We start from the raw sequence: 25907 nt of genomic DNA on the forward strand, positions 1-25907 counted from the left end.
AATGGAAGCGGCGGGTTTCATATTCGCGACGTTATATTGAGCTGCTGCAAAGCGATCCTTTTTACGATCTCTTTGCGTGCGGCCTTTTTCGCGTCTGATATGAGGCTGATTTCGCGCGGTGCAGAAATCAATTTTGAGCGACCGGGGATTCTTCCTGGCGACAGATAAAGAGGCAACTTACCTCCATGGCTACTAAGGCAAAGCCCATCAAATCCAAGGGCGCGGCGCAAGGCACGGCCAAGCGGCGCATTCGTAAGATCTTCGGGGACATTCACGAAGTCGTGCAAATGCCGAACCTGATTGAGGTTCAGCGCGAAAGCTACGAGCAGTTCCTGCGCTCGGACAAGGAAACAGGCTATGTTTCCGGTCTCGAAAAGACGCTGCGCTCGGTTTTCCCGATCCGCGATTTTGCTGGCTCTGCCGAGCTTGATTTCGTTCACTACGAACTCGAACCGCCAAAATACGACACAACAGAATGCCGTCAGCGCGGCATCACTTACGCAGCGCCGATGAAGGTCACGCTGCGTCTGATCGTGTTCGAAGTCGACCAAGAAACGGAAACCCGCTCCGTTCTCGATATTAAAGAGCAAGACGTTTACATGGGCGACATGCCGCTGATGACGGAGAACGGCACGTTCATCATCAATGGCACAGAACGCGTCATCGTATCGCAAATGCACCGCTCGCCTGGCGTGCTGTTCGATCACGATCGCGGTAAAACGCATTCCTCTGGCAAGTTGCTGTTCGCAGCCCGCGTTATTCCATACCGCGGTTCGTGGCTCGATTTTGAGTTTGACGCGAAAGACATCGTCAACGTCCGGATCGACCGTAAGCGTAAGCTGCCTGTCACCGCGTTGCTGTATGCGCTGGGCCAAGACAGCGAAGAAATCCTGCATTTCTTCTATGACACCGTCACTTGGGAGCGTGCGAAAGACGGCTGGAAGATGCCGTTTGTGGCTGACCAATGGCGCGGCCAGAAGCCTGCCTTCCCGCTGGTTGACGCGAAAACCGGCGAAGAAGTGTTCGCCGCGAACCAGAAGATTTCGCCGCGCGCCGCCAATAAGGCTGCGAAAGACGGCCTGACGGACCTGCTGCTTCCTACAGAGGAAGTTGTCAGCCGCTATGCTGCGCGCGACATGATCGATGAAGCGACCGGTCGCATCTATGTAGAGGCTGGTGATGAGTTGACGCTGGAGCATGTCGAAACACTCGACAATGCCGGCATCGACAGCCTCGAGCTGCTCGACATTGATGAGATCAACACCGGGCCGTGGATCCGCAACACGCTGAAGGTCGATAAGGCTGAAAACCGTGATGAAGGTCTTGAGGCCATCTATAAGGTGATGCGTCCGGGCGAGCCGCCTACCAAGGAAACCGCAGAAGCTCTGTTCGAGGGTCTGTTCTTCGATGGTGAGCGCTATGACCTTTCTGCGGTTGGCCGCGTGAAGCTCAACATGCGCCTTGAGCTTGATGCCGAAGACACTGTTACGACCCTGCGTAAGGAAGACATCCTCGCCGTGGTCAAGGAACTGGTCGATCTGAAGGACGGCAAAGGCGAGGTCGATGATATCGATAACCTCGGCAACCGCCGGGTCCGCTCGGTCGGTGAATTGCTGGAAAACCAGTACCGCGTTGGTTTGCTGCGCATGGAGCGCGCGGTCAAAGAACGTATGAGCAGCGTCGATGTATCGACTGTCATGCCGAACGATCTCATCAATGCGAAGCCAGCGGTTGCAGCCGTGCGTGAATTCTTCGGCTCTTCGCAGCTGTCGCAGTTCATGGACCAAACCAACCCGCTGTCCGAAGTGACGCACAAACGCCGCGTATCGGCGCTTGGTCCAGGCGGTCTGACACGTGAACGCGCTGGCTTTGAAGTCCGCGACGTTCACCCGACCCACTATGGCCGGATCTGTCCGATTGAAACGCCGGAAGGCCCGAACATCGGCCTTATCAACTCGCTGGCCTCGTTCAGCCGGGTCAACAAGTATGGCTTTATTGAAACACCGTATCGCCGCGTCGAAGGCAATAAGGTCACCGGCGATGTGGTTTATCTCTCCGCGATGGAAGAGCAGAAGCACACCGTTGCCCAGGCATCGGCTGAGCTGAATGAAGACGGCTCTTTTGTTGAAGAGCTGATCTCAGCGCGTCAGAGCGGTGACAACCTGATGGCTCCAAACGAGCAGATCACGCTCATGGACGTGTCGCCTAAGCAGCTTGTCTCGGTCGCAGCATCGCTCATTCCATTCCTGGAAAACGATGACGCCAACCGCGCGCTGATGGGCTCGAACATGCAACGCCAGGCTGTGCCATTGGTCAAGGCGGAAGCGCCTTGGGTCGGCACCGGCATGGAAGAAACTGTGGCGCGCGATTCGGGCGCTGCGATTGCGGCCAAGCGCGGCGGGATTGTCGATCAAGTCGACGCCACCCGTATCGTTATCCGTGCAATCGGCGATGTTGAGCCTGGTCAATCAGGGGTCGACATTTACACGCTGCAAAAATTCCAACGTTCAAACCAGAACACCTGCATCAACCAGCGTCCGCTGGTGAAGGTTGGTGAGACGATCGAACCAGGCGATATCATCGCCGATGGTCCTTCGACCGATCTGGGTGAGCTGGCGCTGGGTAAGAACAGCCTCGTCGCCTTTATGCCTTGGAATGGCTACAACTACGAAGACAGTATCCTGATTTCTGAGCGCATCGTGAAAGATGACGTGTTCACATCGATCCACATCGATGAGTTTGAAGTCATGGCCCGCGACACCAAGCTTGGCCCAGAGGACATCACGCGCGACATTCCAAATGTCGGCGAAGAGGCTCTGCGCAACTTGGATGAGGCAGGCATCGTCTACATCGGTGCAGAAGTGCATCCGGGCGATATTCTGGCTGGTAAGATCACACCAAAGGGCGAAAGCCCGATGACACCGGAAGAGAAGCTCTTGCGGGCGATCTTCGGTGAGAAGGCCAGCGACGTGCGTGACACCTCGCTGCGTCTGCCGCCAGGTGTTGCTGGCACGGTCGTTGAAGTTCGCGTGTTCAACCGTCACGGCATCGAGATCGATGACCGTACCCGGGCGATCCAGAACGAAGAGATCGAGCGTCTGCGCAAGGACGCGGCTGACGAGCGCGGCATTTTGAACCGGGCGACTTATAACCGCCTGCGCGACATGCTGGTGGGGCAAACCATCGCTGCTGGTCCAAAGGGCGTGAAGAAGGGTGACAAGATCACCGCTGACATGCTCGAGGGCATTGAGCGTCACGAGTGGTTCAAATTCGCTGTTGCAGCGGACAAGCGCCAGACCCAAATCGAAGCGGTTAAGTCGCAATATGACGAAGCCGTTGGCGGGATCGACGCGAAGTTCGAAGACCGTAAAGAGAAGCTGGAGCGCGGTGATGAACTCGCGCCGGGCGTGCTCAAGATGGTCAAGGTCTTCGTTGCCGTGAAGCGCAAGCTTCAGCCGGGCGATAAGATGGCCGGTCGTCACGGGAACAAGGGTGTGATCTCTCGCATCCTGCCGGTCGAAGACATGCCGTTCCTCGAAGACGGCACCGCCGTTGACGTGGTGCTGAACCCGCTGGGCGTACCATCGCGTATGAACGTCGGTCAGATTTTTGAAACGCACCTCGGCTTTGCGGCTCGCGGGCTCGGCATGGATATCGCTGAGAAGCTTGAAGACTGGAAAGCGGCCAATCCAAATGCGCGTCAAGATTATGCCAAGGCGAAACCGCCAGAGGCCGTGCTTGACCGTCTGAAGGATGTCTACGGCGAAGCGTATCACGAGGATCTCAACAGCCGTTCGACCGAACAGATTGTTGATCTGGCGGGCAACCTCGCCGCTGGCGTGCCAATGGGTACCCCAGTGTTTGATGGTGCGCGTGAGCCGGACGTGTCGGACATGCTGGTGAAGGCCGGTATCGACAGCTCTGGTCAGTCGGTCCTGTTCGATGGCCGCACGGGTGAGGCATTCGACCGTAAGGTGACCGTGGGCATCATCTACATGCTCAAACTGCACCACTTGGTCGATGACAAGATCCACGCTCGCTCAATCGGTCCATACTCGCTCGTCACCCAGCAGCCGCTGGGCGGTAAAGCGCAGTTCGGCGGACAGCGCTTTGGTGAGATGGAGGTCTGGGCACTGCAAGCATACGGTGCGGCCTACACGCTTCAGGAAATGCTCACCGTTAAATCGGATGACGTTGTCGGACGTACCAAGGTCTACGAAGCCATCGTCAAGGGCGATGATACCTTTGAGGCAGGCATTCCAGAGAGCTTCAACGTTCTCGTGAAGGAAATGCGCAGCCTGGGTCTCAACGTTGAGCTCAAGTCTTTGTCTGACGGCGAAGATGGCGATGATGATCAGTGGCCGGAGGCAGCGGAATAAAGGGAGCGGCTGTTTAGCCCTCCCAACCCCGCTCCTAGGATTCACCCGCAAGGGAATGTGAAAAATGAACGAACTTACCAAATTCACCAACCAGCTGGCCAAGCCGGAAACTTTTGACCAAATCCAGATTGGCATTGCCTCGCCAGAGCGCATTCGCAGTTGGTCATTTGGCGAAATCAAAAAGCCGGAAACGATCAACTATCGCACGTTCAAGCCAGAGCGTGACGGCCTGTTTTGTGCCCGTATCTTCGGTCCTGTGAAGGACTACGAATGCCTTTGCGGCAAGTACAAGCGCATGAAGTACAAAGGCGTCGTCTGCGAGAAGTGCGGCGTTGAGGTTACCGTTACCAAGGTTCGCCGTGAGCGGATGGGTCACATTGAACTGGCCGCGCCGGTTGCGCACATTTGGTTCCTGAAGTCGCTGCCATCGCGCATCGGCTTGCTGCTCGACATTCAGCTGAAACAGCTTGAGCGCATCCTCTACTTCGAAAGCTATGTGGTGATCGAGCCGGGCCTGACCCCGCTTGAGAAATTCCAACTGCTGACCGAAGACGAGCTGCTCGAAGCGCAGGACGAATACGGCGAAGACGCGTTCTCTGCCGATATCGGCGCTGAGGCGGTCAAGCACATGCTGATGGACCTCGATCTTGAGCAAGAGCGCGATGATCTGATGGAAGAGCTGGCGACCACCAAGTCGACGCTCAAGCCAAAGAAAATCATCAAGCGTCTCAAGGTTGTTGAGAGCTTCATTGACTCGGGCAACCGCCCTGAGTGGATGATCCTCGAAGTGATCCCTGTGATCCCGCCAGAGCTGCGCCCGCTGGTGCCGCTGGATGGTGGCCGTTTCGCGACCTCGGATCTCAACGATCTCTATCGCCGCGTGATCAACCGGAACAACCGTTTGAAGCGTCTGATTGAGCTGCGCGCGCCGGACATCATAGTCCGTAACGAGAAGCGTATGCTGCAAGAGGCGGTTGATGCACTGTTCGACAACGGCCGCCGCGGCCGTGTCATCACTGGCGCGAACAAGCGTCCGCTCAAATCTCTCAGCGACATGCTGAAGGGTAAGCAAGGCCGTTTCCGTCAGAACTTGCTCGGTAAGCGCGTCGATTACTCTGGCCGTTCGGTCATCGTGACCGGCCCAGAGCTCAAATTGCACCAGTGCGGCCTGCCTAAGAAGATGGCGCTCGAGCTGTTCAAGCCGTTCATCTACGCCCGCCTCGATGCGAAGGGTCTGTCGATGACCCTTAAGCAAGCGAAGAAGTGGGTCGAGAAAGAGCGTAAGGAGGTTTGGGACATCCTCGACGAAGTGATCCGCGAGCACCCAGTTCTGCTGAACCGTGCGCCTACGCTTCACCGTCTTGGCATCCAGGCGTTCGAGCCGGTCCTGATCGAAGGTAAAGCGATTCAGCTTCACCCGCTGGTCTGCTCGGCGTTTAACGCTGACTTTGATGGCGACCAAATGGCCGTTCACGTTCCGCTGAGCCTTGAGGCTCAATTGGAAGCGCGCGTCCTGATGATGTCGACCAACAACATCCTCTCGCCTGCTAATGGTAAGCCGATCATCGTTCCTTCGCAGGATATGGTGCTCGGCCTCTATTATCTCTCGATGGAGCGGCAAGAACACGCTCCGGAATTTATCGAAGAGAAAGAGGGCACCAAGATCGAGAAGCTGCCGCGCTTTGCCGATATGGCCGAAGTGCACCAGGCGCTCGAAACCAAATCTGTTACGCTCCACACCAAGATCATCGCCCGCGTCCCGCAGGCTGATGAAAAGGGCAAGGTCGTGCTGAAGCGTTTCGTGACGACGCCTGGCCGGATGCTGATCGGTGAGTGCATGCCGAAGAACCACAAGGTTCCCTTCGACATCGTCAACCGTCTGCTGACCAAGAAAGACATCGGCGATGTGATCGATGAGGTTTATCGCCACACCGGTCAGAAGGACACGGTCCTGTTTGCCGATGCGATCATGGTTCTGGGCTTCCGTCACGCGTTTAAGGCCGGTATCAGCTTTGGTAAGGACGACATGATCATTCCTGACAGCAAGGAAGGCATGATCGAGGAAACCAAGTCGCTGGTCGCTGACTATGAGCAGCAATATCAGGACGGCCTGATCACTCAGCAAGAGAAGTACAACAAGGTCATCGACGCTTGGAGCCGCTGCGGTGACCAAGTGGCCGACGCCATGATGGACGAGATTAAGGCTCAGCCGATCGATAAGGATGGCCGCGAGGCTCAGATCAACTCGATCTATATGATGGCTCACTCTGGTGCGCGTGGTTCACCCGCTCAGATGAAGCAGCTGGCTGGTATGCGCGGTCTGATGGCCAAGCCTTCGGGCGAGATCATTGAGACCCCGATTATCTCGAACTTTAAGGAAGGCCTGACCGTCCTTGAATACTTCAACTCCACCCACGGTGCGCGTAAAGGCCTTGCCGATACCGCGCTTAAGACGGCAAACTCAGGCTACCTGACCCGCCGTCTGGTCGACGTGTCGCAAGACTGCGTGATCGTTGAGCTGGATTGTAAGACCGAAAACGCGCTGGAAATGCGCGCTATCGTTCAAGGTGGTTCGGTTATCGCATCGCTTGGCGAGCGTATTCTTGGCCGGACAACAGCAGAAGACATTGTCAACGCGGCCACTGGCGAAGTCATCGTGAAGTCAGGCACTCTGCTGGATGAGGCGATGGTGAAGGAAATCGAAGCGGCTGAAACTCAGTCTGCCAAGATCCGCTCGCCGCTGGTTTGTGAGGCCGAGCAAGGCGTTTGCGGCAAGTGCTACGGGCGTGATCTCGCTCGCGGTACGCCGGTGAACATTGGTGAGGCTGTTGGCGTTATCGCGGCTCAGTCCATCGGTGAGCCGGGCACACAGCCGACCATGCGGACTTTCCACATTGGCGGCGCGGCTCAGCTGAATGAAACCTCGCACCTTGAAGCGATTTCGGATGGTAAGGTCGAACTTCGCGACATGCCGACGATCACTGACAAGAAGGGCCGGATCCTCTCGCTTGCTCGCAACGGCGAGATTGCCGTGATCGATGCCGAGGGTCGTGAGCGTGAAATGCACAAGGTGCCTTACGGTACCGTGCTGATGTTCAAGAACGGCGCGAAGGTGAAGGTTGGTGATCGCCTCGCTGAATGGGATCCGTTCACCCTTCCAATCATCACCGAGCAATCCGGCGTGGTGAAGTACCAAGACCTCGTCGAAGGTACGACGTTGGAAGAGCGCACTGACGATGCCACCGGTATCGCTCAGCGTGTTGTGACAGAGAACCGCGCGACTGGCCGCAAGAAGAAAGAGGAACTGCGTCCGCGCATGACTCTTCTTAGCGAAGGCCAAACCGATGCGGATGAAACCGAGGCTCAGCGTTATATGCTGGCACCGGGCACCACGCTTTCGGTCGAAGACGGTCAAACGGTTGACGCAGGCGACATCCTCGCACGTGCCAGCCGCGAAGCTGCCAAGACCCGCGACATCACCGGCGGCCTGCCGCGTGTGGCGGAACTGTTTGAGGCACGTCTGCCAAAGGACATGTCCGTCATCGCCAAGATCTCAGGTAAGATCGAGTTCGTTCGCGAATATAAAGCGAAGCGTAAAATCGCGATCGTGCCGGAAGAAGGTGATGCAGTCGAATATCTGATCCCCAAGACCAAGGTGATCGATGTGCAGGAAGGCGACTTCGTGAAGAAGGGCGATACGCTCATCTCTGGTTCGCCTAACCCGCATGACATCCTTGAGGTGATGGGTGTTGAGGCGCTGGCCGAATATCTCGTCAATGAGATCCAAGAGGTCTACCGTTTGCAGGGTGTGAAGATCAACGACAAGCACATCGAGACGATCGTTCGTCAGATGTTGCAGAAGGTTGAGATCACCGATGGCGGGGACACCACGCTGTTGCCGGGTGAACAGGTCGATCTTGAGGAAATGAACGAGTACAACTCCAAGCTGACCAAGAGCAAGAAGCCTGCCACCGGCACGCCGATCCTGCTCGGGATCACCAAGGCGTCGTTGCAAACGCGTTCGTTCATCTCTGCCGCTTCGTTCCAGGAAACCACGCGTGTTCTCACGCAGGCTTCGGTTGAGGGTAAGAAGGACACGCTGATCGGTCTCAAAGAGAACGTAATCGTGGGCCGCCTGATCCCAGCGGGTACCGGCGCGGGCATGAACCGCATGCGCGTGACCGCATCAAGCCGCGACGCGGCGCTGAAAGCTCAGTGGAAGAAGCAGCAAGACGCATTGGCTGCGGCCGGTGCAGCGGAAGCTGAACCAGAAGCCGATCCAGTGTCGAGCGAAGAAGCCATGAAGGCGGCAATGGCCGCTGCGGCTCCGGCGCCTGCACCGGAAGAAGGCGGCGCTGAATAAGCGCGAGCCGTTTGGCTGCTTTTGCAGCTTAACAGACAAGGCCCCGCTGGAGCTTAAGTGCTTCGGCGGGGCTTTTGATTCGTTCAGGCTAGAGTCGGTCTGCTAGTTTCATGTTTCGCTTGTCGAAAATGGGAGGGACTGATGAAAAGATTGATTTTGACCGCTGCCGTATTGGGCGCTGCGGTTCCAATGCCTGTGCTTGCGCAGGATACAGTGGTGGTAACAGGCTCGCGGCAAGATCGCTCCTCCGCCAACGCTTACTTCCGAAATGACGGGCCATCCGCGATCGGGGTTACGCGCCGCGCGGACTATTTTGTGACGCCGCTGTTTGTCAGCTCAGACTCGCGCAATCCCGATGTTCGGGTCGAAGAATTGTTAACGATGCTCTCTGCGACCTTGGACCGTGCACAGCAGCAAGGGATTACCTTGGTCGCCGGGCGTTACACGCTTGAACCGGTTACAGCGGCCAATATGCGCGCTTTGCCGGTCACTGGCGGCAACCGCCCGGATACAAGCCGGGTACAGATCTATGCCCGTATCCCGCTCAAAGGGGCTGATGCCAATGTGCGGGACACTGCAAAGCGGATCGCGGCATTTGTGAAAGCCGTTCCGGCCACTGGCCGTTCCTTCATTGATGTCGGCACCACCGGGCTTGCGATCGACAATCCAGAGCAATATCGCAGCGATGTCGTCCGCCATATCGCCAAAGAGGCGACCAGCTATGCCAGCATGTTTGGCACTGGATATGGCGTCGAGATCAACGGCTTGGACGGCGATCTCTATTGGCAGCAATCAAGTGAGACCGAAATCTTTCTCTACATTGAGCACGATTTCGCCATCCGGCCGAAGTAGCGCGGGCTATTCCGCTTTAGACTTGGCCGTTTTAGGCTTCGCTGGAGGGGGCGTGCTGTCGCTTAAGACGATGCGCGAGAACGTCGCTTGTGCGTAGTCACCATTGGCTTTGTCAGTTTCCCAGTCCCCGGTTCCCGCGCAGCCAGCATACCAATTGCCTCCGCCCGTTTTGGTGCTGCATTGGTTGTAGACGCCGGCCTTAAAATACAAAGTGTCGCCGCCATAGGACAGAGGATTGTCTTTCTCGTCGGCGCCTCGGACCAAGCTGAGCGCGTGGGTCACGCTGCCGTGCCGTTCATTTTCGAATGTCACATACATCGCGTTGCGATGAACATTTATGGTGTAGCTGAATTCCTCACCCAGCTTGATGCCTGCCTCGCCAGGGTCCTTATCGCTTGACCAATGCTCGCCCCAGACCGGTATGGAAATGTCATTGCGATCGGGGTCATCCTTCGCGAGATTGCGTTCATAATTCCAGAAAACAGAACCGTATTCGTGGCCCGGAAACTTCTTGAAATAGATTTTGATGGGCTCATTGCCATAGCCAAACCCGCTGCTCGTATCGTCATATTTCACAGCATGGATTTGTCCAATGACAGCGGAGTATGCCGCTTTGGTGGTCGGGTCACCGGCATTTATAGCAACATGATCAACCTTCAGGGTCGCCTCTAGCTTCCCGCCGACACTGCCAAATTTGTCCGATCCTTTGCGGGCTTCAACCGCGAAATTGTTTTCTGGCCCGTGCGTCTTGTAGCGGGTGTTCGTGCCGCGGATCATCTGCCGCAATTCGCTGCGTGTGTTGCTGGTGTTAGCCGTGGTGATGGCCTTGTTGGGCGCGGCGAAAACCAAGCCGCCATTTTCGTCCAAGTAGAAGAATTCTGGATGCGAGAGCTCTTTTATATCAGCGACGTCAACTTCATCAGGCTTTTCGTCTCCGTTATCATCAGTCGGGAGAGTGATCTTCCACTGGCTCATGTCAAAAATGCTGGCCGGTGGTGCAACCTCTTTCTCGGCAAGCGCAGGACTTCCAAGCGCAATGCTGATTGCGCTTACTGAGGCGATCTTTGTGAGGGTAAACAGACGTTTCATTCTTGGCACTCATCCCGTTTTGTTATCAATTCCTATCATAGGGGCATGCACCTTAACCGCAAATTTCCGAGAACTTTGAACGTGGGCCGAACTTTAACGCCCGGTGTTGCAGGGCTTAGAATTGTGCGGGGCCTGAATGTTGTGGCTACAGGGCGCGACTCCACGATTCAGCTTTCTAGTATATAGCTATTGCGAAGCACTCGCATTAAAGGTAATGCACGGATATAGCGAGTCGCTATGCAGCATTGCCGAGGTCTCTATGAAAACACCGCGTTCCAACATGCCATCCGCCGGTTCTAAAGCGGGGGTAACCGATTGGATCGCGGCACTAGTGGAACCTGCGAGAATGGAGGGGCTCGGTCCGATTGCGGCGCGCTTTATCTATTCGCTGCGCCTGATCGCTTTGCATGAGCGCGCGAGGCAAGACCCCGTGCCGGAGCTTGCCGTTCGACTTGGTAGTGTGAGTGCGGCGGGCCAATCGCTGTCTCTTGCTCAAGCGATCTCACGAACATGGCCTGAGAATATTCACGTCTCGCGTTTCTGTTGCCGCATGCTGAGCCATGATGAGGCCTGCATTGGCGCGATCATTGATCATGCCACTGCGCGCTCCCGTGAAGAATTTGGCCGGGAACTCGGAGGACTGGTCCGGCCAGAGCGGATTGCCGAGCTGTGGGACAGGACGCAGGCGCTGATTCTGGCGGAATCGCACGGGTAGACAGGCTGCAACAATGCTTGCCCGAAGGGCGCGCGCTGGCTACCGCTTGCCGCATGACCATTACACGTTTTGCGCCCGCTCCGACGGGCCGCCTCCATGTTGGCAATATCCGCACCGCGCTCCACAATTGGATGCTCGCGCGCAAGGCGGACGGCAAGTTCCTGCTGCGCATCGACGATACTGACGCAGCGCGTTCTAAAGAGGAATATGTGGATGCGATCCACGAGGACCTCGCATGGCTAGGCATGGCGCCAGACATGGTGGAACGTCAGTCCTTGCGGCTCGGACGGTACGATGCGGCGTTTGACGTTCTGAAAGCTGCCGGACGGATCTATCCGGCCTATGAGACAAGCCAGGAGCTGGAACTCAAGCGCAAGGTCTTGCTCGGACGCGGCCTGCCGCCGATCTATGATCGCGGCGCATTGACGATGACGGATGAGGAACGCGCCGCGAAGGAGGCGGGTGGTATTCAGCCGCACTGGCGCTTTAAGCTCGATCATGACGAACCAATTGAGTGGGAAGACGGTGTTCGCGGCACGGCGAAATTCGATGCGGCTCGGCTGTCGGATCCGGTGATCCGGCGCGCTGATGGGTCGTGGCTATACATGTTGCCCAGCACCGTTGATGATGTCGAAATGGGCGTGACTCAAGTGCTTCGCGGTGAGGATCATGTTTCCAATACTGCCGTTCAAATTCAGATGTTTACCGCACTTTATGCTGCACAGTTTTCTGCGGCATCAGGCGCGCCCAATGTACTCCCGAAATTCGCGCATGAAGCCTTGCTGGTCGGACGCGAGGGCAAGCTCTCCAAACGGCTGGGCTCGCTAGGCTGTGATGCGTTTAGGGAGCGGGGGATTGAGCCAGAGGCGCTGATTGCTTTGCTGGCTCGGCTCGGCACCTCGCTATCGGTAGAGCCGATTGCGAACATGCAAGATTTGCTGGCGACCTTTGATCTGTCGACCTTTGGCCGCGCGCCAGCAAAGTTTGACGACGCTGATCTGGAACGGGTGAACACCGCCATCGTCCACCAAATGGAATTTGCCGAAGTCAAAGATCGCTTGCCAGAAGGCATGGGCGAAGACGCATGGTACGCCGTACGTCCCAATCTTGAGACTGTCGGCGGCGCACATGACTATTGGCGGATCGTCACCGGTCCGATTGAGCTGCCCGAGTTTTCTGATGAAGACCGCGCCTATCTGGCTGATGCGGCTAGCACGCTGGAATGGGGCGGTGATCCTTGGGCTGCGCTCACATCAGCGCTGAAAGAAAAAACCGGGCGCAAGGGCAAGGCCCTGTTCCTGCCTCTGCGGCAGGCACTGACCGGCATGAACCACGGACCGGACATGGGCGAACTACTTCCCGTGCTCGGCGAAGAGGTCGCGCGCCGCCGATTGGAGCGGGCGTCTACCTAGGCTTCATTGGCTCTCGTGGCGTTCAAGCTCATTGCCGGACAGCGTCACAACATGAAGCAAATTGGTCGCGCCAGGGGTGCCAAACGGCACGCCGGCCAGTGCGATCAGCTTGTTTCCAGCCTCGCCAAAACCGTGGCGCAAGGCCATGCGCTTGCCCTTGGCAATCATCTCCTCAAAGCTGCCGATGTCCTTGGTCGCAACGGCATGCGCGCCCCATAGCAGGCATACGCGGCGAGCGGTCCGGTTTGACGGGGTCAGCACCAAAACGGGCGTGTCAGGCCGCTCTCGCGAAACGCGGCGGGCGGTTGAGCCGGATGCCGTGAACACGGTAATCGCGCTGATCGGAACGGTATCGGCGATGGTCATGCAAGCGTGGGCCAGCGCATCAGATGTTGTTGCGTCCGGCGGCGTCTCGAGGAAACGCACGCGTTCCTTATAGCCTTCGTCGCGCTCCACTTGCCCTGCGATCTTGTCCATCATCGCAACAGATTCCTCAGGCCATTCGCCCGCGGCGCTTTCAGCCGAGAGCATCACTGCGTCTGCGCCATCATAGACGGCATTGGCCACGTCAGAGACCTCTGCGCGGGTCGGCATGGGGCTTTCGATCATGCTTTCCAGCATTTGCGTGGCGACAATCACGGGCTTGCCCGCGCGCCGCGTCGCATTGACGATCTTCTTTTGCAGCGGCGGGACTTCGAACGGCTCCAGCTCCACGCCCAGATCACCGCGCGCCACCATGATGCCATCGGACAGCTCAATGATCTCTTCCAGACGGTGCACCGCCATCGGTTTTTCAATCTTTGCGCACAGAGCAGTGTCATTGCCGATCAGCCGGCGAGCCTCGGCAAGGTCTTCCGGCCGCTGAACGAAGGACAATGCAATCCAGTCCGCCTCTTGCTGAACCGCAAAGGCCAGATCGCGGCGGTCTTTGTCAGTGAGCGCGGGAATGGGCACTTCTGCGTCCGGCACATTGACGCCCTTGCGGTCAGAGATAACCCCGCCCACTTCAGCGGAGCACAGGATTTCGTCGTCACCCGCCTTGATTACCTTCAGCTTGATCTTGCCGTCATTGATCAGCAGGCGCTGGCCCTTCTGCAAAATGCCAAACAGCTCTGGATGGGGCAGGCAGACGCGGGTTTCATCCCCCGGTTCTGGATTGCGGTCGAGCGTGAAGTGACCGGAATGGCGGATCACCGCACTGCCATCTTTGAACGTGCCGACCCGCAGTTTCGGGCCCTGCAAATCGGCCAGGATCGCGACGGGGCGACCAAATTCCTGCTCCATATCCCGGATTGCGGCAATCGAGGCGGCATGGTCGGCGTGTTCGCCGTGGCTCATATTCACCCGGAACGCATCGGCGCCTGCGCGAAACAATTTGCGCAGCATTTCTGGCGAGCGGCTGGCAGGGCCAATTGTCGCCAAAATTTTGACCTTACGGCCGCGGGGGTTCATCGGATTGAGATCGCTCTTTATCATAGGCTCAGCTATGACACAGGTAAGTGTCAACTCAAGGACTAGCTTCACATGGATACGAATGCGCCCGATCAATTGGACAACTTAGATGATGCAGTGGCTGCTGCGGCATTTCGGCGGTTGGTGCGTCATCTACAGCACCGCCATGATGCGCAGAATATCGAGCTGATGGGGCTTTCGGGCTTCTGCCGCAACTGCCTGGCGGATTGGATCCGCGATGCTGGCTTTGACGGCGATAAGGCGGCGGCGCGCGAGCTGATCCATGGCATGCCAATGGATGAGTGGAAGGCGACCCGCCAATCTCCGGCAACAGAAGAGCAATTGGCGGCCATGCAAGCCAGCGTTGCCAAAAATCGCGTGGATTAGCGACGAGCCCGGTTCACGGCTGAGCACCCTTTGGCTATCGCAGCGCTCAACTGATTCTCAAATTTTGGAGCACATAGAATATGGCTGACGCCACAGATGACCGCCTGCGCCTTTTGATTGAGCGCATTGAGCGCCTTGAAGAAGAGAAAAAGGGCATCGCCGATGATATTCGCGATGTTTATGCCGAAGGAAAAGCAGTTGGATACGACTCCAAACTGATGAGGCAAATCGTGCGGCTGAGAAAGATGAAGCCAGATGATCGCGCGGAGATGGAGATGATATTGGAGACCTACAAAGCAGCTCTTGGCATGGCTTAGTCTTCCAGATCAACGGCGGCTTTGGCGACAAGATATTCCGTCCAAGCGCTCGGGTCACCTGCCTTCAACTTTTCTAAGAGGTCCATCATGCCTTGTGCATATTGAATGCGCGTCCCAGTGGAGGATATCATAATATCCGTTAGGCGCTCAAACAGCCAGAAGTATGCTGCTAGAGTGGCGTCAATATCGTCTTCAGATAATTCCAGATCAGCGATGGACTTCGGGTGGGTAATCCGATTGCGGATTTCCTTTGCAGCTTTTAGTTTGTTCCACTCTGCATCGTCAAAGCTGATCTCTTCCTTTTGGTTAATTCTTTGGGCAATTCGCACGGCTAGGCGGATGGTCGTTCTAAGTTCGATAAAATTTGGGCGTTCTTTTATAATGCCATTTGAAGCCACAACAAAGGAGATGTCGCTCAAGGCCGCCCTCTCTGCCGGGTCAAGACCAAATGTCTGTTCGGCAGCAGTCTGCACGTCTTGTTTAAAGGCCCAAACGAGGCCTTCAATCGCGGCAAAGGTCGTTCGGATCAAATTACGTTTCGTGATTTGATTATTGTCGTCCTTCCTAAGCGCCATAGCATACGCGACGTCTTCAGTAAGAGTGGGGATAAAACTGTTTTGTTCTGCCATTCGATCCTCCAGGCCAAATAGAGCGTGGCCGTAAAATACCAATCTTTAAACAGAATTCCAAATCGCTCAAATACTAGATGCATGTATGATTGCTAAAAGTAAAACGCCGTTACTTAAATTATCTGATAGATCGTCAGTAAATAAATTGCATTGAACGCCGCGTGATGCAGCATGGCTGCGCGCAGGCCAAAGCGCACCCGTGTGTAGGCGAGCAGCAGGCCGCCGATGGTTTGCGGCAGGACAACCACCAGATCGATTGCTCCGGTAATTGCCTGATAATTGGCGAGATGCACCAAGCCAAAGGCGAGCGAGCTGCCCCAAACCATCCAAGTGAAATTCTGCGTAAACCAAGCCGAGATGCGCGTGTCGGTGAAACGGGTCTGGCTCCATTGCCAAAGTCCAAATGCTAGCGCTGCAAAGCCCGTTAGGACGAGCAGGCTGCTCGTCCCCTCGCCAACATAGCCGGCTGCAATGAAAAGCACGGCTGATGCAGCTCCAAACACGGCAAAGCGCAATGACGCCAACCTGCCCGTCAGCCACCCGCGGAACAGCGCCTCTTCGGTTAGCGGAGCGAATAGAAGAAAGCCTATGAGGTCTTCTTCAAGCGTTGTGTCAAAATCAATTGCATCGGGAAGCGCAGAAACGCTCGCGTCGATCCAGTCCAGCAATTGCTGAACACCGAAATCAATCAACAGATCGATCAGGAACACAAAGCCGACTGCGGCCAGCAAATGCCGGCCCCATGGATAGGGAACCCGAAATGGGGATGGCTGGCGAATGAACCTCCAAAGGTCGCTTGCGCGCTGGCGAAGGGTAATATCCGCTACAGCTGGTCTTGCCTCAATATCAGGCATCGGAGTAAGGCCACCCTTCATACAATTACAGCGGTAGTGATTCAGAGACCATGGCAGGCCATTCCAAATTTAAGAACATCATGCACCGTAAAGGTGCGCAGGACAAAAAGCGTTCTAATCTGTTTTCCAAGCTTTCGCGCGAAATTACCGTGGCAGCGAAGATGGGCACGCCCGATCCGGATATGAACCCGCGTCTGCGGCTGGCGGTCAATACTGCCAAAGGCCAATCGATGCCGAAGGACAATATCCAGCGCGCAATCGACAAGGCAAGCGCGGGCGATGATGAGAATTATGAAGAAGTCCGCTATGAAGGCTATGGCCCTGGCGGCAGCGCGATCATCGTTGAAACGCTGACCGACAATCGCAACCGCACGGCAACAGCGGTGCGGACCGCCTTCAGCAAGAATGGCGGCAATCTGGGTACAGAAGGCTCAGTTGCGCACGGCTTTGAACGGCTTGGCTTGATCGAGTACTCGACCGAAGCTGGCGATGAAGACAAAGTTCTGGAAGCGGCCATGGATGCGGGCGCTGAGGACATTGAATCGTCCGAAGACGGCCACACGATTTGGACAGCATCAGAAGATTTGCACGAGGTCGCCTCTGCGCTCGAGAAAGCTCTGGGCGAGGCCAAGGAAGTCAAGCTCGCATGGAAGCCGAACCTTACGGTTGAACTCGATGAAAAAGGCGCGGGCACGTTGCTGAAGCTGATCGACACGCTCGATGATGATGACGATGTGCAGACCGTTTGGGGCAATTACGAAATCTCTGACGAGGTGATGGCGAAGCTTGACGCGTGACGCGGCTGGAATGGCTGCTGGCGCTATCGCTAGGGGCTGCTTTTCTGCTCGCGATCGCTTGGCGGCTTGGCTGGATGGTGGGATTGCAATGATCGGAGGGCGATCAACATTCTCCGTTTACCCTGAGCTTGTCGAAGGGTTGCCCTTTACTTTCAATACGAGACTGGAAGGAAGTGCAGTCCTTCGACAGGCTCAGGACGCGCGGGCTACCTCACTTTGACCATTATCCTCGGCCTTGACCCTTCGCTCAGCTGCACTGGCTGGGGCGTGCTGCGCAGTGAAGGCAGCCGGATCAGCCACATCGCCAATGGTCAGGTTAAGACGGATGCCAAAGCGCCAATGGCGGCGCGCTTATCGCATCTGGTCACCGCAATTGATGCGGTGATTGCAGAGCATGATCCGGACCGAGCGGCGGCAGAAGAGATCTTCGTCAACAAAAACCCGCAATCAACTTTGAAACTGGCGCAGGCGCGCGGCGCTGTGCTGGCCGCATGCGGGGCGCGGGGTCTCGAGGTGCGCGAGCATGCAGCGCGCTCGGTCAAAAAGGCTGTGGTTGGGACGGGCGCAGCGGACAAGGAGCAGGTTCAGGCTATGCTCAAGGTCTTGCTCCCAAATGCGGTTCTGGCCGGTGCGGATGCGGCCGATGCGTTGGCGGTGGCGATTGCCGATGCGCATCTGTCCTACACGCCAACTGGGCGATAAGAGTGCGAACCATGATGCGACATTGGGTCAGAAATTGTGTTTGCGAAGATGCGAAATGCGGGTCAAATGGACGTGTTCCAAAACGCGGAATGTGTTCCAAGAATATGGGTAAGGATCGGGCATGAAACTGCAGATTTACGGGATTCCGAACTGCGATACAGTCAAGAAAGCGCGCAAATGGCTCGATGCCAAAGGTCACACTTTCGACTTCCATGATTACAAGAAGGTCGGCGCTGATCCGGCCAAGCTGGAGGCATGGATCGCCGACAAAGGCGTCGATGTGGTGCTCAACCGGCGCGGCACGACATTCCGCAAGCTGTCCGATGCTGAAAAGGCCGACATCACGCCTGCGAAGGCTGTCACATTGCTGCAAGAGCACCCGTCCATGATCAAGCGACCCGTCGCCGAGTATGATGGCGGCTTATTGGTTGGGTTTAAGGAGGAAGAATGGTCCGCGGCTCTGTCTTAGGTCTGCTCACATGCGCGCTCACAGTGATCTCACCGGTCTTGATACCTGCCTCTGCGGCAGCGCAGTCGGAGGCAACACGCGTGGCTGATCGGCCGCTCATCATCGCCCATCGCGGCGCCAGCGGCGATCGTCCGGAACACACGCTTGCCGCCTATGAGCTCGCGATTGATCTGGGCGCTGACTACATCGAGCCCGATCTAGTGGCGACCAAGGACCTGGTGCTGATCGCGCGGCATGAAAACGAACTGTCTGGCACTACAGATGTGGCAAGCCGCGAGGAGTTTGAAGATCGCCGCCGCGACAAGATGATCGATGGGCAATTGGTCGCTGGCTGGTTTGCAGAGGACTTCACCCTTGCTGAAATCCGCACCCTGCGCGCGCGCGAACGCGTGCCGAGCGCGCGGCCCAGCAATACGGCTTACAATGGGCTCTATCAGGTCCCGACTTTTGAAGAAGTGGTGCAACTGGTGCGCGCCAAAGAGGCGGAGACCGGGCGCAGCATTGGCCTCTATCCAGAGCTCAAGCATCCGACCTTCATGCTGCAAGAGGCCGGCATTGATATGGTCGACCTGTTGGTTCGCGATTTGCGCGCCCTGGGTCTAGATGAGGCGGACAGCCGCATCTTTGTGCAGATTTTCGAGGTCGGTCCGCTCCAACGGCTCAATCAACGAGTGGATGTGCCGTTGGTGCTGCTGATCCATCCAGAAGGCGGCCCGTACGACGAGCCCGAGCTGCGCTGGGCGGACATGGTCACACCATCAGGTCTGGCGGAAATCGGCGAGTACGCCGACGGGATTGGGCCGGGGCTGAGCTACATCGTCAATGAAGATGGCTCGCTGACCGACCTGGTCGCCAATGCTCATGCAGCGGGCCTTACGGTGCATCCCTGGACACTGCGCAAGGAGAACGGCTTTCTGCCTGCCGCTTTGAAGGGAACCGGCGGACCGGCGGGTGATGGGCGCTATCAATGGCTGTGGGGCCGCGCGATAGAAAGCGGGGCGGACGGGTTCTTCACTGACAATGTTGGTGAGCTAGTGGAAGTGCTTGAGCAGCAGATTCGCTAGATCCGGCGCGCTGAGAGGATGTAGTTGAGCGCCTCATCATCGGACAGGTGCAGGCCTTTGCCTGGCCGGTAAGCGATGCCTTGCTGATCGATCGGCTCCAGCCCGACGTCTGAGAGTAAGTCCGCGAGCTCCTCAGGTGTGACAAAGTCGGACCAATTGTGCGTGCCCTTGGGCACATAGCCGATGGCCTCGGCAGCACCGACGAGCAGCAAGCGGCTGGCAGCGGTGCGGTTAGGCGTCGACATGACCAGCAATCCGCCCGGCGCGATCCGCTCGGCAACATTAGCGAGAAACGCGGGCTTATCCGCGACGTGCTCAACAACCTCAAGGCAGGTCACAAGGTCGAACTGGCCAATATCAAGCCCCGCCAGTTCGCCCGCCATATAGCGAATGTCGAGCCCGACAGCCTCTGCATGAGCGGCGGCGGCTGACACGTTCTCAGTGGCGGCATCAACGCCTGTTACTGCCGCGCCCAAACGCGCCATGGGTTCGCAAACGAGGCCAGCGCCGCAGCCGATGTCGAGCGCGGTCTTGCCTGCAAGAGGCTTGGTGTTGCGTGTTGAGCCGCTCCAATGCGCGTCGATGGCGCCGCGAATGAACTCCAGTCTTACCGGGTTCACTTGGTGCAAAGAGGCCATCGGCCCTTTCGGGTTCCACCAGTCGTGCGCCAAAGAGGCGAAGTGTTCGGCCTCCTCCGGGCGGATAGTTACATTTGTGACATTTGCCTTTGTCATTCACCGCCCTTAACAGCGCGCAGCACAGTGAACCAGCAGGAGCGAAAATAAATTGGCCAAGAGCGGGCCCAAGAGCGGGAAACGGATCGTGATGAAGTTCGGCGGCACATCAATGGCCGGAACCGAGCGCATTCGCCGCGTCGCCAATCTCGTGCGCGCGCAAGCGGCTGCTGGCAATCAGGTCGCGGTGGTTGTGTCGGCCATGGCCGGCGAGACTGACCGGCTGATCAATTTCTGTCGTGAGGCCAATGCGCTGTATGATCCCGCCGAGTTTGACGTGGTTGTCTCCAGCGGAGAACAAGTGACCAGCGGGCTACTCGCGCTCACGCTTCAGTCATTGGGCACCAAGGCGCGCAGTTGGCTCGGCTGGCAATTGCCGGTGCGTACGATTGAGGCGCACTCCAAGGCGCGGATCGAAGCGATCGACGCGCCCGGCCTGATCGAAGCGCTGGAAGATGGCGAAATCGCTGTCATTCCGGGCTTTCAAGGCGTCTCTGAGGAGGGCCGCATCACGACAATGGGGCGCGGCGGCTCAGACACGTCTGCGGTTGGCATTGCTGCTGCGATTAACGCCGATCGCTGTGACATCTACACCGATGTTGACGGCGTCTACACCACCGACCCCCGGATTGTGGCCAAGGCGCGCAAGCTTAAGGCGGTGACTTACGAAGAAATGCTCGAACTTGCTTCGGTGGGCGCCAAAGTACTGCAAACCAGGTCAGTCGGGTTGGCGATGAAATCTGGGGTGCGCATTCAAGTGCTCTCCAGCTTTGGCGATGACGATGCAGCGAGCGCAGATGAACTGCCGGGAACGCTGATCGTCTCGGATACGGAAATGGATCAATTGGTGGAGAACGGCGATATGGAACGCCAGCTGGTAACCGGTATTGCGCATGATAAGAATGAGGCGAAAATCATCCTCACCCGTGTGCCTGATAAGCCCGGCGCTGTGGCCCATATTTTCGAACCGCTGGCCGATGCCAGCATCAATGTCGATATGATCATTCAGAACGTTGGCCGTGATAAGGGCGAGACCGACGTTACCTTCACCGTGCCTCAGGCAGATCTGGCCCGCGCGCAGGTGATGCTGGAAGATCGGCTTGAGGATATTGGGTTCAACCGGATCATTACGGACAGTCACATCGCGAAGATCAGCGTCGTTGGCGTTGGCATGAAAAGCCATGCCGGTGTGGCCAGCACCATGTTCCGCGCTCTGTCAGATCGCGGGATTAACATTCAGGCGATCTCAACTTCAGAAATTAAGGTCAGCGTGCTGATCGATGAAGATGAAACAGAGCTTGCTGTGCGCGTTTTGCACACCGCTTATGGACTTGATGCGGTGGAAGAAGCCGTCTGATCGCGCGCTTTTGCGGCGTCCAACTGGTTAAGGTCTCGCTTCATCGGGTTAGGCATTAGCCGCTAACTACTTCTTAACTCTGCTCGGCAAGATTTGCGGCTCGCAAAGGAGTCGCGACTATGGTGTTGAGAGCACATCTGGGCCCAATTGAGCCTGCCTACAGTTCTGATGGACAACGCGATGAGCCAAGGCGCGAGCTGCGCCTAGAGACCAGCGGCGTGCTGCCTGGCGGTGTGAACGCGAATGTTACCGTCCACAATATCTCGGCAACGGGTTTGCTGGTCGAAACAGGCCTGCCTGTCGTACGCGGAGAGACGTTGGCTGTGGAGCTGCCGCAGATTGGCGAAGTGGTCGCTGAGATCGTCTGGGTCAGCGGTTCTTTGTTTGGATGCGCCTTCGCGAAAGCCCTTAGTCCAGCGGCCTTGGCAGCGGCTGAATTGCGCTCTGACGCACCGCTGCCAGAGGCTATCGGAACCACTCCCGCGATTCCCGCGATGACCCCCATCACAAATGAGACCCTTGGCCTCAAATTGTCGCGCTTGCGCAAAGAGCGCAGCCTCACGCTTGCTCAAGTTGCTGAATACCTTGGGGTTAGTAAACCAACTGTGTGGGCATGGGAAAAAGGCAAGGCGCGTCCTCTGCCTGATCGGCTTGATGCGATCGCTCAGGTTTTGGGAGTTTCAACCGATGATTTGTCGGGCGCGGCCACCCCAGATGACAGCACCGCGATCATCAATGAGAGCCGTTTACGTATTGCTACCAGCCTCGGAACGACGCCGGACAAGGTGCGTATCATGATCGAGCTTTGAGAATATTGTTTTACAAACACAAGGTGCAGATTGCGGTAGAAGAAGCTCAACATTGATTCGCACACAGCATGCTGAGTGATGGATCGTTTGAAAATCTTGCGAGAGAATATGAATAGCTATGAATATGATTCTCAATAAATTTTCAGATTGTGGTAAGTATATCTGAGGTTGATTCGTTTTTTAGGTAAGTTAATTTACTAAACTAACAAAACTTCAGAAAAGTAATGCAAGTCTTGTCCTTTTAGTGGCGATTACTGGCATTCGTTAGTTTATTTGTTGATTTTAACTAGAGAACGGTTTGACCCGGGGGTGTCAGGCCGGGGGCAATACGGCAATGGAAATTGGTTTAAGCGCGACAGAGGGTGCCGAGCTGCACGGTCTACTGGCCGAAGCTGCCGGTGACATCGTCGTCAAATTGGATGCGAATGGTTTCATCCAGCACGCATCACCGAACATCAAGGCAATGGGGCTTGAGCTAAGTCAGCTTTTGTTCTTGCCGCATATCGCGGATTTGGCTTGCGCTAATTACGTGGATGGCCTGCGCTTTTTTGTCGCGGCATCCATGGGCGGTGATGCTCCAGAGGGACCATTCGAATTCCCAATTGCGATACCTGGCGAAACTGGCTTGGTCGACCAAGGCAAATGGCATTCGCTGAGCCTGCGTCCTGTCCTAAAGGATGACGGCACGGCTTGCGGCGCTATCGGCTTGCTGCGTTCTGTCGAACATCGCCGCATGCTCGAAGGCGAGCTGTATGCCAGCGCCACCACCGACCATTTGACGGGCCTGTGCAACAGCAAAGTCTTTGCCGCGAAATTGCGGCGCGCCAAGAAGAGTGATGAGGGTGGGGCGCTCGCCCTGTTCGAACTCGATCGGTTCCGGGCGATATTCATGCAATATGGGCAGAGCGCGGCAGAAGAAGTGCTATGGGCCTTTGCACAATTCCTCGAAGCAATGTCGCAGCCGGATTATGATCTTGCGCACCTGGATGGTGGCCGCTTTGCTGTATGCTTGCCAGGCCTGTCGTCTGAAGACGCTCGTGTCTGGTGCGAAGATGTGCTCGAAACCTTCGCAGCGCTTGCGATTGGCGCGACGCCGGGCGAACCGCGCCTCAAGGCCAGCGTTGGCCTGACCACACTCAGCTCCAGCGTTGACGAAGCGTTTAAGCAGGCTGAGCTTGCGCTGGTAATGGCGCGAGCCAGCGGCGGTATGCGTGTCGGCGTGAGCGGGGATACCCGCGGGCCAATCGTCTTTCGTGAACGGCCATTGGTCGGCGAGCTTGGAGTCAGCTTCGCTGCCCGCTAAGGGCTAGTGATGTCGTTTACCGCAACAATACTTCTGCTTGGCTCGGGCGAATTGGGCCGCGAGTTTGTCATTTCCGCAAAAAGATTGGGCGCGCGCGTGATTGCGTGCGATGCCTATGACAACGCGCCAGCGATGCAGGTCGCGGACGAGCGCGAGGTGTTCTCCATGCTGGATGGAGAAGCACTGAGAGAAGTGGCGGTCCGGCACAATCCCGACTTTATCGTCCCAGAAATCGAAGCGATCCGAACCGAGGTCTTGGCCGAATTGGAAGCAGAGGGCTTCAACATCGTGCCCTCAGCGCGAGCCGCGCTGCTGACTATGAACCGCGATGCAATCCGGGATCTGGCCGCTGACCAGCTTGGCCTCACAACTTCGCGCTATCGCTACGCTGAAAGCCTTGACGAAGTGAGCGAAGGCGCGGCCCATGCGGGCTTCCCATGCGTTATCAAGCCAGTGATGTCTTCCTCCGGTAAGGGGCAGAGCAAGGTTGACGATGCGGCTGGGCTGGAGGCAGCTTGGAACTATGCAGTCGACAATATGCGCGGGGATCGGCGGCGCGTCATTGTCGAGCAATTCATCGACTTCGACTATGAAATCACTTTGTTGACCGTGCGCCATGCTGGCGGGATCAGCTTCTGCCCACCTATCGGCCACCGCCAGGAACGCGGCGACTATCAGGAAAGTTGGCAGCCTGCCGCGATGACCGCTTCCGCTCTCGCTAAAGCGCAAGAGATGGCCTCAAGGGTCGTGACCGAACTAGGCGGCAAGGGACGCGGCCTCGGCCTGTTTGGGGTCGAGTTTTTTGTGCGCGGTGAGGAAGTCATCTTTTCAGAGCTGAGCCCGCGTCCGCATGACACCGGCATGGTGACGCTTATCTCGCAGGATTTAAACGAATTTGACCTTCATGCCCGGGCAGTTCTGGGCTTGCCCGTTCCGCAAGAGATCACCGCGCGTCCCTCCGCCTCTGCGGTGGTCTTGGCCGACCGCGACAGCTCAGATTTCCGCTTCGAGGGCGTTGCAGAGGCGCTCGCACTTAGCGAAGAGCACGTCGATGTCAGGATCTTCGGAAAGCCGGTCACGCGGCCCTATCGCCGGATGGCAGTTGCGCTCGCAAAAGCAGACGACACCGATGCCGCTCGAAAGCTAGCCGGTGCAGCCGCAAGCAAGGTGCGCATTGCCTATCGCGATTGAGGCCTCTAATCGCCTCAAACATGAGTGATTATTCAAAGAGCGCCGCCCTGATGCAGCGCGGAACCGATTTTCTTGGCTGCGAAACTGCGATCCTTTGCGGCGCGATGAGCTGGGTGTCTGAGCGCAACCTCGTCTCGGCAATTTCGAACGCTGGCGGATTTGGCGTGATCGCCTGCGGCGCGATGACGCCTGACCTGCTCGATGCTGAAATCGCAGCGACCAAGGCGCTAACCAGCAAGCCATTCGGCGTGAACCTGATCACCATGCATCCGCAATTGTTCGATCTGATCGCAGTGTGCGGCAAGCATGGCGTCACGCATGTCGTGCTGGCTGGCGGTATCCCGCCCAAGGGCAGCGTGGAGGCAATCAAAGAGTTCGGCGCGAAAGTGATCGTTTTCGCCCCTACGCTGGCATTGGCGAAGAAGCTGCTGCGTTCTGGCGGCGATGCGCTGGTGATCGAGGGCATGGAAGCGGGCGGCCATATCGGCCCCGTTTCAACCAGCGTCTTGGCACAAGAATTCCTGCCTGAGCTGGCCGAGGATCACCTGGTGTTTGTCGCGGGCGGCATTGGCCGAGGTGAAGCGATTGCGAGCTATCTTGAGATGGGCGCTTGCGGTGTTCAGCTGGGCACTCGTTTTGCCTGCGCGACCGAGAGCATTGCGCATCCCGATTTCAAAAAAGCCTTCTTCCGGGCCAAAGCGCGCGATGCCGATGCCAGCGTTCAGGTCGACCCCCGCTTACCCGTGATTCCGGTGCGAGCGCTCAAGAACAAGGGCACGGAAGAGTTCACCGCCAAACAGATCGAGGTCGCCGGTATGCTCGACCGGGAAGAGGTCGATATGGGCGAGGCGCAATTGCAGATCGAACATTATTGGGCTGGCGCATTGCGCCGCGCTGTGATCGACGGCGATATCGAAAATGGTAGCCTGATGGCCGGTCAGAGTGTGGGCATGGTGAAGGCAGAAGAACCCGCTGCGGATATCATCGCGTCCTTGATGCGCGAATGCGAGGCCGCGTTGGAGGGCAGATAGA

21 protein-coding genes are annotated in these 25907 nt (G+C 57.1%); 16 read left to right on the top strand and 5 right to left on the bottom strand.

Translation table 11 applies throughout. From position 1 onward, the window contains the following. Nucleotides 1-185 precede the first annotated feature (185 nt). From rpoB to AC0V6M_RS06630, 3 genes are all read left to right on the top strand, one after another. Nucleotides 186-4379, top strand: coding sequence for a DNA-directed RNA polymerase subunit beta (gene rpoB / locus AC0V6M_RS06620; protein WP_486138041.1), 4194 nt, complete (start codon nucleotides 186-188; stop codon nucleotides 4377-4379). A 64-nt stretch (nucleotides 4380-4443) separates the two neighbouring features. Further along, entirely contained in the window at nucleotides 4444-8742 is a 4299-nt protein-coding gene (gene rpoC / locus AC0V6M_RS06625) for a DNA-directed RNA polymerase subunit beta' (protein WP_486138042.1), read from the top strand. A gap of 141 nt (nucleotides 8743-8883) precedes the next feature. Further along, nucleotides 8884-9594, top strand: a complete 711-nt coding sequence (locus AC0V6M_RS06630; RefSeq protein WP_486138043.1) for a hypothetical protein — start codon at nucleotides 8884-8886, stop codon at nucleotides 9592-9594. A 6-nt stretch (nucleotides 9595-9600) separates the two neighbouring features. On the opposite strand, the gene AC0V6M_RS06635 is transcribed toward AC0V6M_RS06630, so the two are convergent. Further along, the gene (locus tag AC0V6M_RS06635; protein WP_486138044.1) at nucleotides 9601-10683 is read right to left on the bottom strand and encodes a polysaccharide lyase family 7 protein; all 1083 of its coding nucleotides are present in this window, start codon (nucleotides 10681-10683) and stop codon (nucleotides 9601-9603) included. Nucleotides 10684-10942: 259 nt separating this feature from the next. Between AC0V6M_RS06635 and AC0V6M_RS06640 the strand changes: the two genes are divergently transcribed. Both AC0V6M_RS06640 and AC0V6M_RS06645 read left to right on the top strand, forming a co-directional pair. Continuing rightward, on the top strand, nucleotides 10943-11398 hold the full coding sequence (locus AC0V6M_RS06640; protein WP_486138045.1) for a DNA-directed RNA polymerase subunit beta': 456 nt from the start codon (nucleotides 10943-10945) through the stop codon (nucleotides 11396-11398). 53 nt (nucleotides 11399-11451) lie between these two features. Beyond that, nucleotides 11452-12810, top strand: a complete 1359-nt coding sequence (locus tag AC0V6M_RS06645) for a glutamate--tRNA ligase (RefSeq protein ID WP_486138046.1) — start codon at nucleotides 11452-11454, stop codon at nucleotides 12808-12810. Between the two features lie 3 nt (nucleotides 12811-12813). On the opposite strand, the gene pyk is transcribed toward AC0V6M_RS06645, so the two are convergent. Further along, nucleotides 12814-14286: a pyruvate kinase gene (gene pyk / locus AC0V6M_RS06650; protein WP_486138047.1), complete on the bottom strand. Its 1473-nt coding sequence runs from the start codon at nucleotides 14284-14286 to the stop codon at nucleotides 12814-12816. 48 nt (nucleotides 14287-14334) lie between these two features. On the opposite strand from pyk, the gene AC0V6M_RS06655 reads away from it, so the two are divergent. Next, nucleotides 14335-14649: a DUF1244 domain-containing protein gene (locus AC0V6M_RS06655; RefSeq protein ID WP_472643509.1), complete on the top strand. Its 315-nt coding sequence runs from the start codon at nucleotides 14335-14337 to the stop codon at nucleotides 14647-14649. 80 nt (nucleotides 14650-14729) lie between these two features. Beyond that, nucleotides 14730-14966: a DUF2312 domain-containing protein gene (locus tag AC0V6M_RS06660; protein WP_472643508.1), complete on the top strand. Its 237-nt coding sequence runs from the start codon at nucleotides 14730-14732 to the stop codon at nucleotides 14964-14966. On the opposite strand, the gene AC0V6M_RS06665 is transcribed toward AC0V6M_RS06660, so the two are convergent. Together AC0V6M_RS06665 and AC0V6M_RS06670 are read right to left on the bottom strand one after the other, a co-directional pair. Further along, on the bottom strand, nucleotides 14963-15595 hold the full coding sequence (locus AC0V6M_RS06665) for a hypothetical protein (RefSeq protein WP_486138048.1): 633 nt from the start codon (nucleotides 15593-15595) through the stop codon (nucleotides 14963-14965). The two genes, AC0V6M_RS06660 and AC0V6M_RS06665, sit on opposite strands and share 4 nt — an antisense overlap. A gap of 113 nt (nucleotides 15596-15708) precedes the next feature. Continuing rightward, on the bottom strand, nucleotides 15709-16326 hold the full coding sequence (locus AC0V6M_RS06670) for a CPBP family glutamic-type intramembrane protease (RefSeq protein ID WP_486138049.1): 618 nt from the start codon (nucleotides 16324-16326) through the stop codon (nucleotides 15709-15711). Between the two features lie 173 nt (nucleotides 16327-16499). Here AC0V6M_RS06670 and AC0V6M_RS06675 point away from each other — a divergent pair, with 173 nt between their 5' ends. The 4 genes from AC0V6M_RS06675 (at nucleotide 16500) to AC0V6M_RS06690 (ending at nucleotide 19481) form a co-directional block, all read left to right on the top strand. Beyond that, nucleotides 16500-17246, top strand: coding sequence for a YebC/PmpR family DNA-binding transcriptional regulator (locus AC0V6M_RS06675; protein WP_486138050.1), 747 nt, complete (start codon nucleotides 16500-16502; stop codon nucleotides 17244-17246). Between the two features lie 216 nt (nucleotides 17247-17462). Continuing rightward, a complete protein-coding gene (gene ruvC, locus AC0V6M_RS06680; protein WP_486138051.1) occupies nucleotides 17463-17948 on the top strand; it encodes a crossover junction endodeoxyribonuclease RuvC in 486 nt (161 codons plus the stop codon). Between the two features lie 121 nt (nucleotides 17949-18069). Further along, complete coding sequence (locus AC0V6M_RS06685; protein ID WP_486138052.1) at nucleotides 18070-18417, top strand: arsenate reductase; 348 nt, start codon at nucleotides 18070-18072, stop codon at nucleotides 18415-18417. Continuing rightward, nucleotides 18396-19481, top strand: a complete 1086-nt coding sequence (locus AC0V6M_RS06690; RefSeq protein WP_486138053.1) for a glycerophosphodiester phosphodiesterase — start codon at nucleotides 18396-18398, stop codon at nucleotides 19479-19481. Before AC0V6M_RS06685 ends, AC0V6M_RS06690 begins: the two co-directional genes overlap by 22 nt. On the opposite strand, the gene ubiG is transcribed toward AC0V6M_RS06690, so the two are convergent. Then, nucleotides 19478-20215, bottom strand: a complete 738-nt coding sequence (gene ubiG, locus AC0V6M_RS06695) for a bifunctional 2-polyprenyl-6-hydroxyphenol methylase/3-demethylubiquinol 3-O-methyltransferase UbiG (RefSeq protein ID WP_486138054.1) — start codon at nucleotides 20213-20215, stop codon at nucleotides 19478-19480. The genes AC0V6M_RS06690 and ubiG overlap by 4 nt on opposite strands. 91 nt (nucleotides 20216-20306) lie before the next feature. Here ubiG and AC0V6M_RS06700 point away from each other — a divergent pair, with 91 nt between their 5' ends. From AC0V6M_RS06700 to AC0V6M_RS06720, 5 genes are all read left to right on the top strand, one after another. Next, nucleotides 20307-21572, top strand: coding sequence for an aspartate kinase (locus AC0V6M_RS06700; RefSeq protein ID WP_486139581.1), 1266 nt, complete (start codon nucleotides 20307-20309; stop codon nucleotides 21570-21572). A gap of 119 nt (nucleotides 21573-21691) precedes the next feature. Then, a complete protein-coding gene (locus AC0V6M_RS06705) occupies nucleotides 21692-22381 on the top strand; it encodes a helix-turn-helix domain-containing protein (RefSeq protein WP_486138055.1) in 690 nt (229 codons plus the stop codon). A 334-nt stretch (nucleotides 22382-22715) separates the two neighbouring features. Then, complete coding sequence (locus AC0V6M_RS06710) at nucleotides 22716-23684, top strand: GGDEF domain-containing protein (protein ID WP_486138056.1); 969 nt, start codon at nucleotides 22716-22718, stop codon at nucleotides 23682-23684. Nucleotides 23685-23693: 9 nt separating this feature from the next. Beyond that, on the top strand, nucleotides 23694-24875 hold the full coding sequence (gene purT / locus AC0V6M_RS06715) for a formate-dependent phosphoribosylglycinamide formyltransferase (RefSeq protein WP_486138057.1): 1182 nt from the start codon (nucleotides 23694-23696) through the stop codon (nucleotides 24873-24875). 20 nt (nucleotides 24876-24895) lie between these two features. Further along, nucleotides 24896-25906: an NAD(P)H-dependent flavin oxidoreductase gene (locus tag AC0V6M_RS06720; RefSeq protein WP_486138058.1), complete on the top strand. Its 1011-nt coding sequence runs from the start codon at nucleotides 24896-24898 to the stop codon at nucleotides 25904-25906. Nucleotide 25907 lies beyond the last annotated feature (1 nt).

The sequence above is a fragment of the Erythrobacter sp. JB3-1 genome (assembly GCF_057364995.1).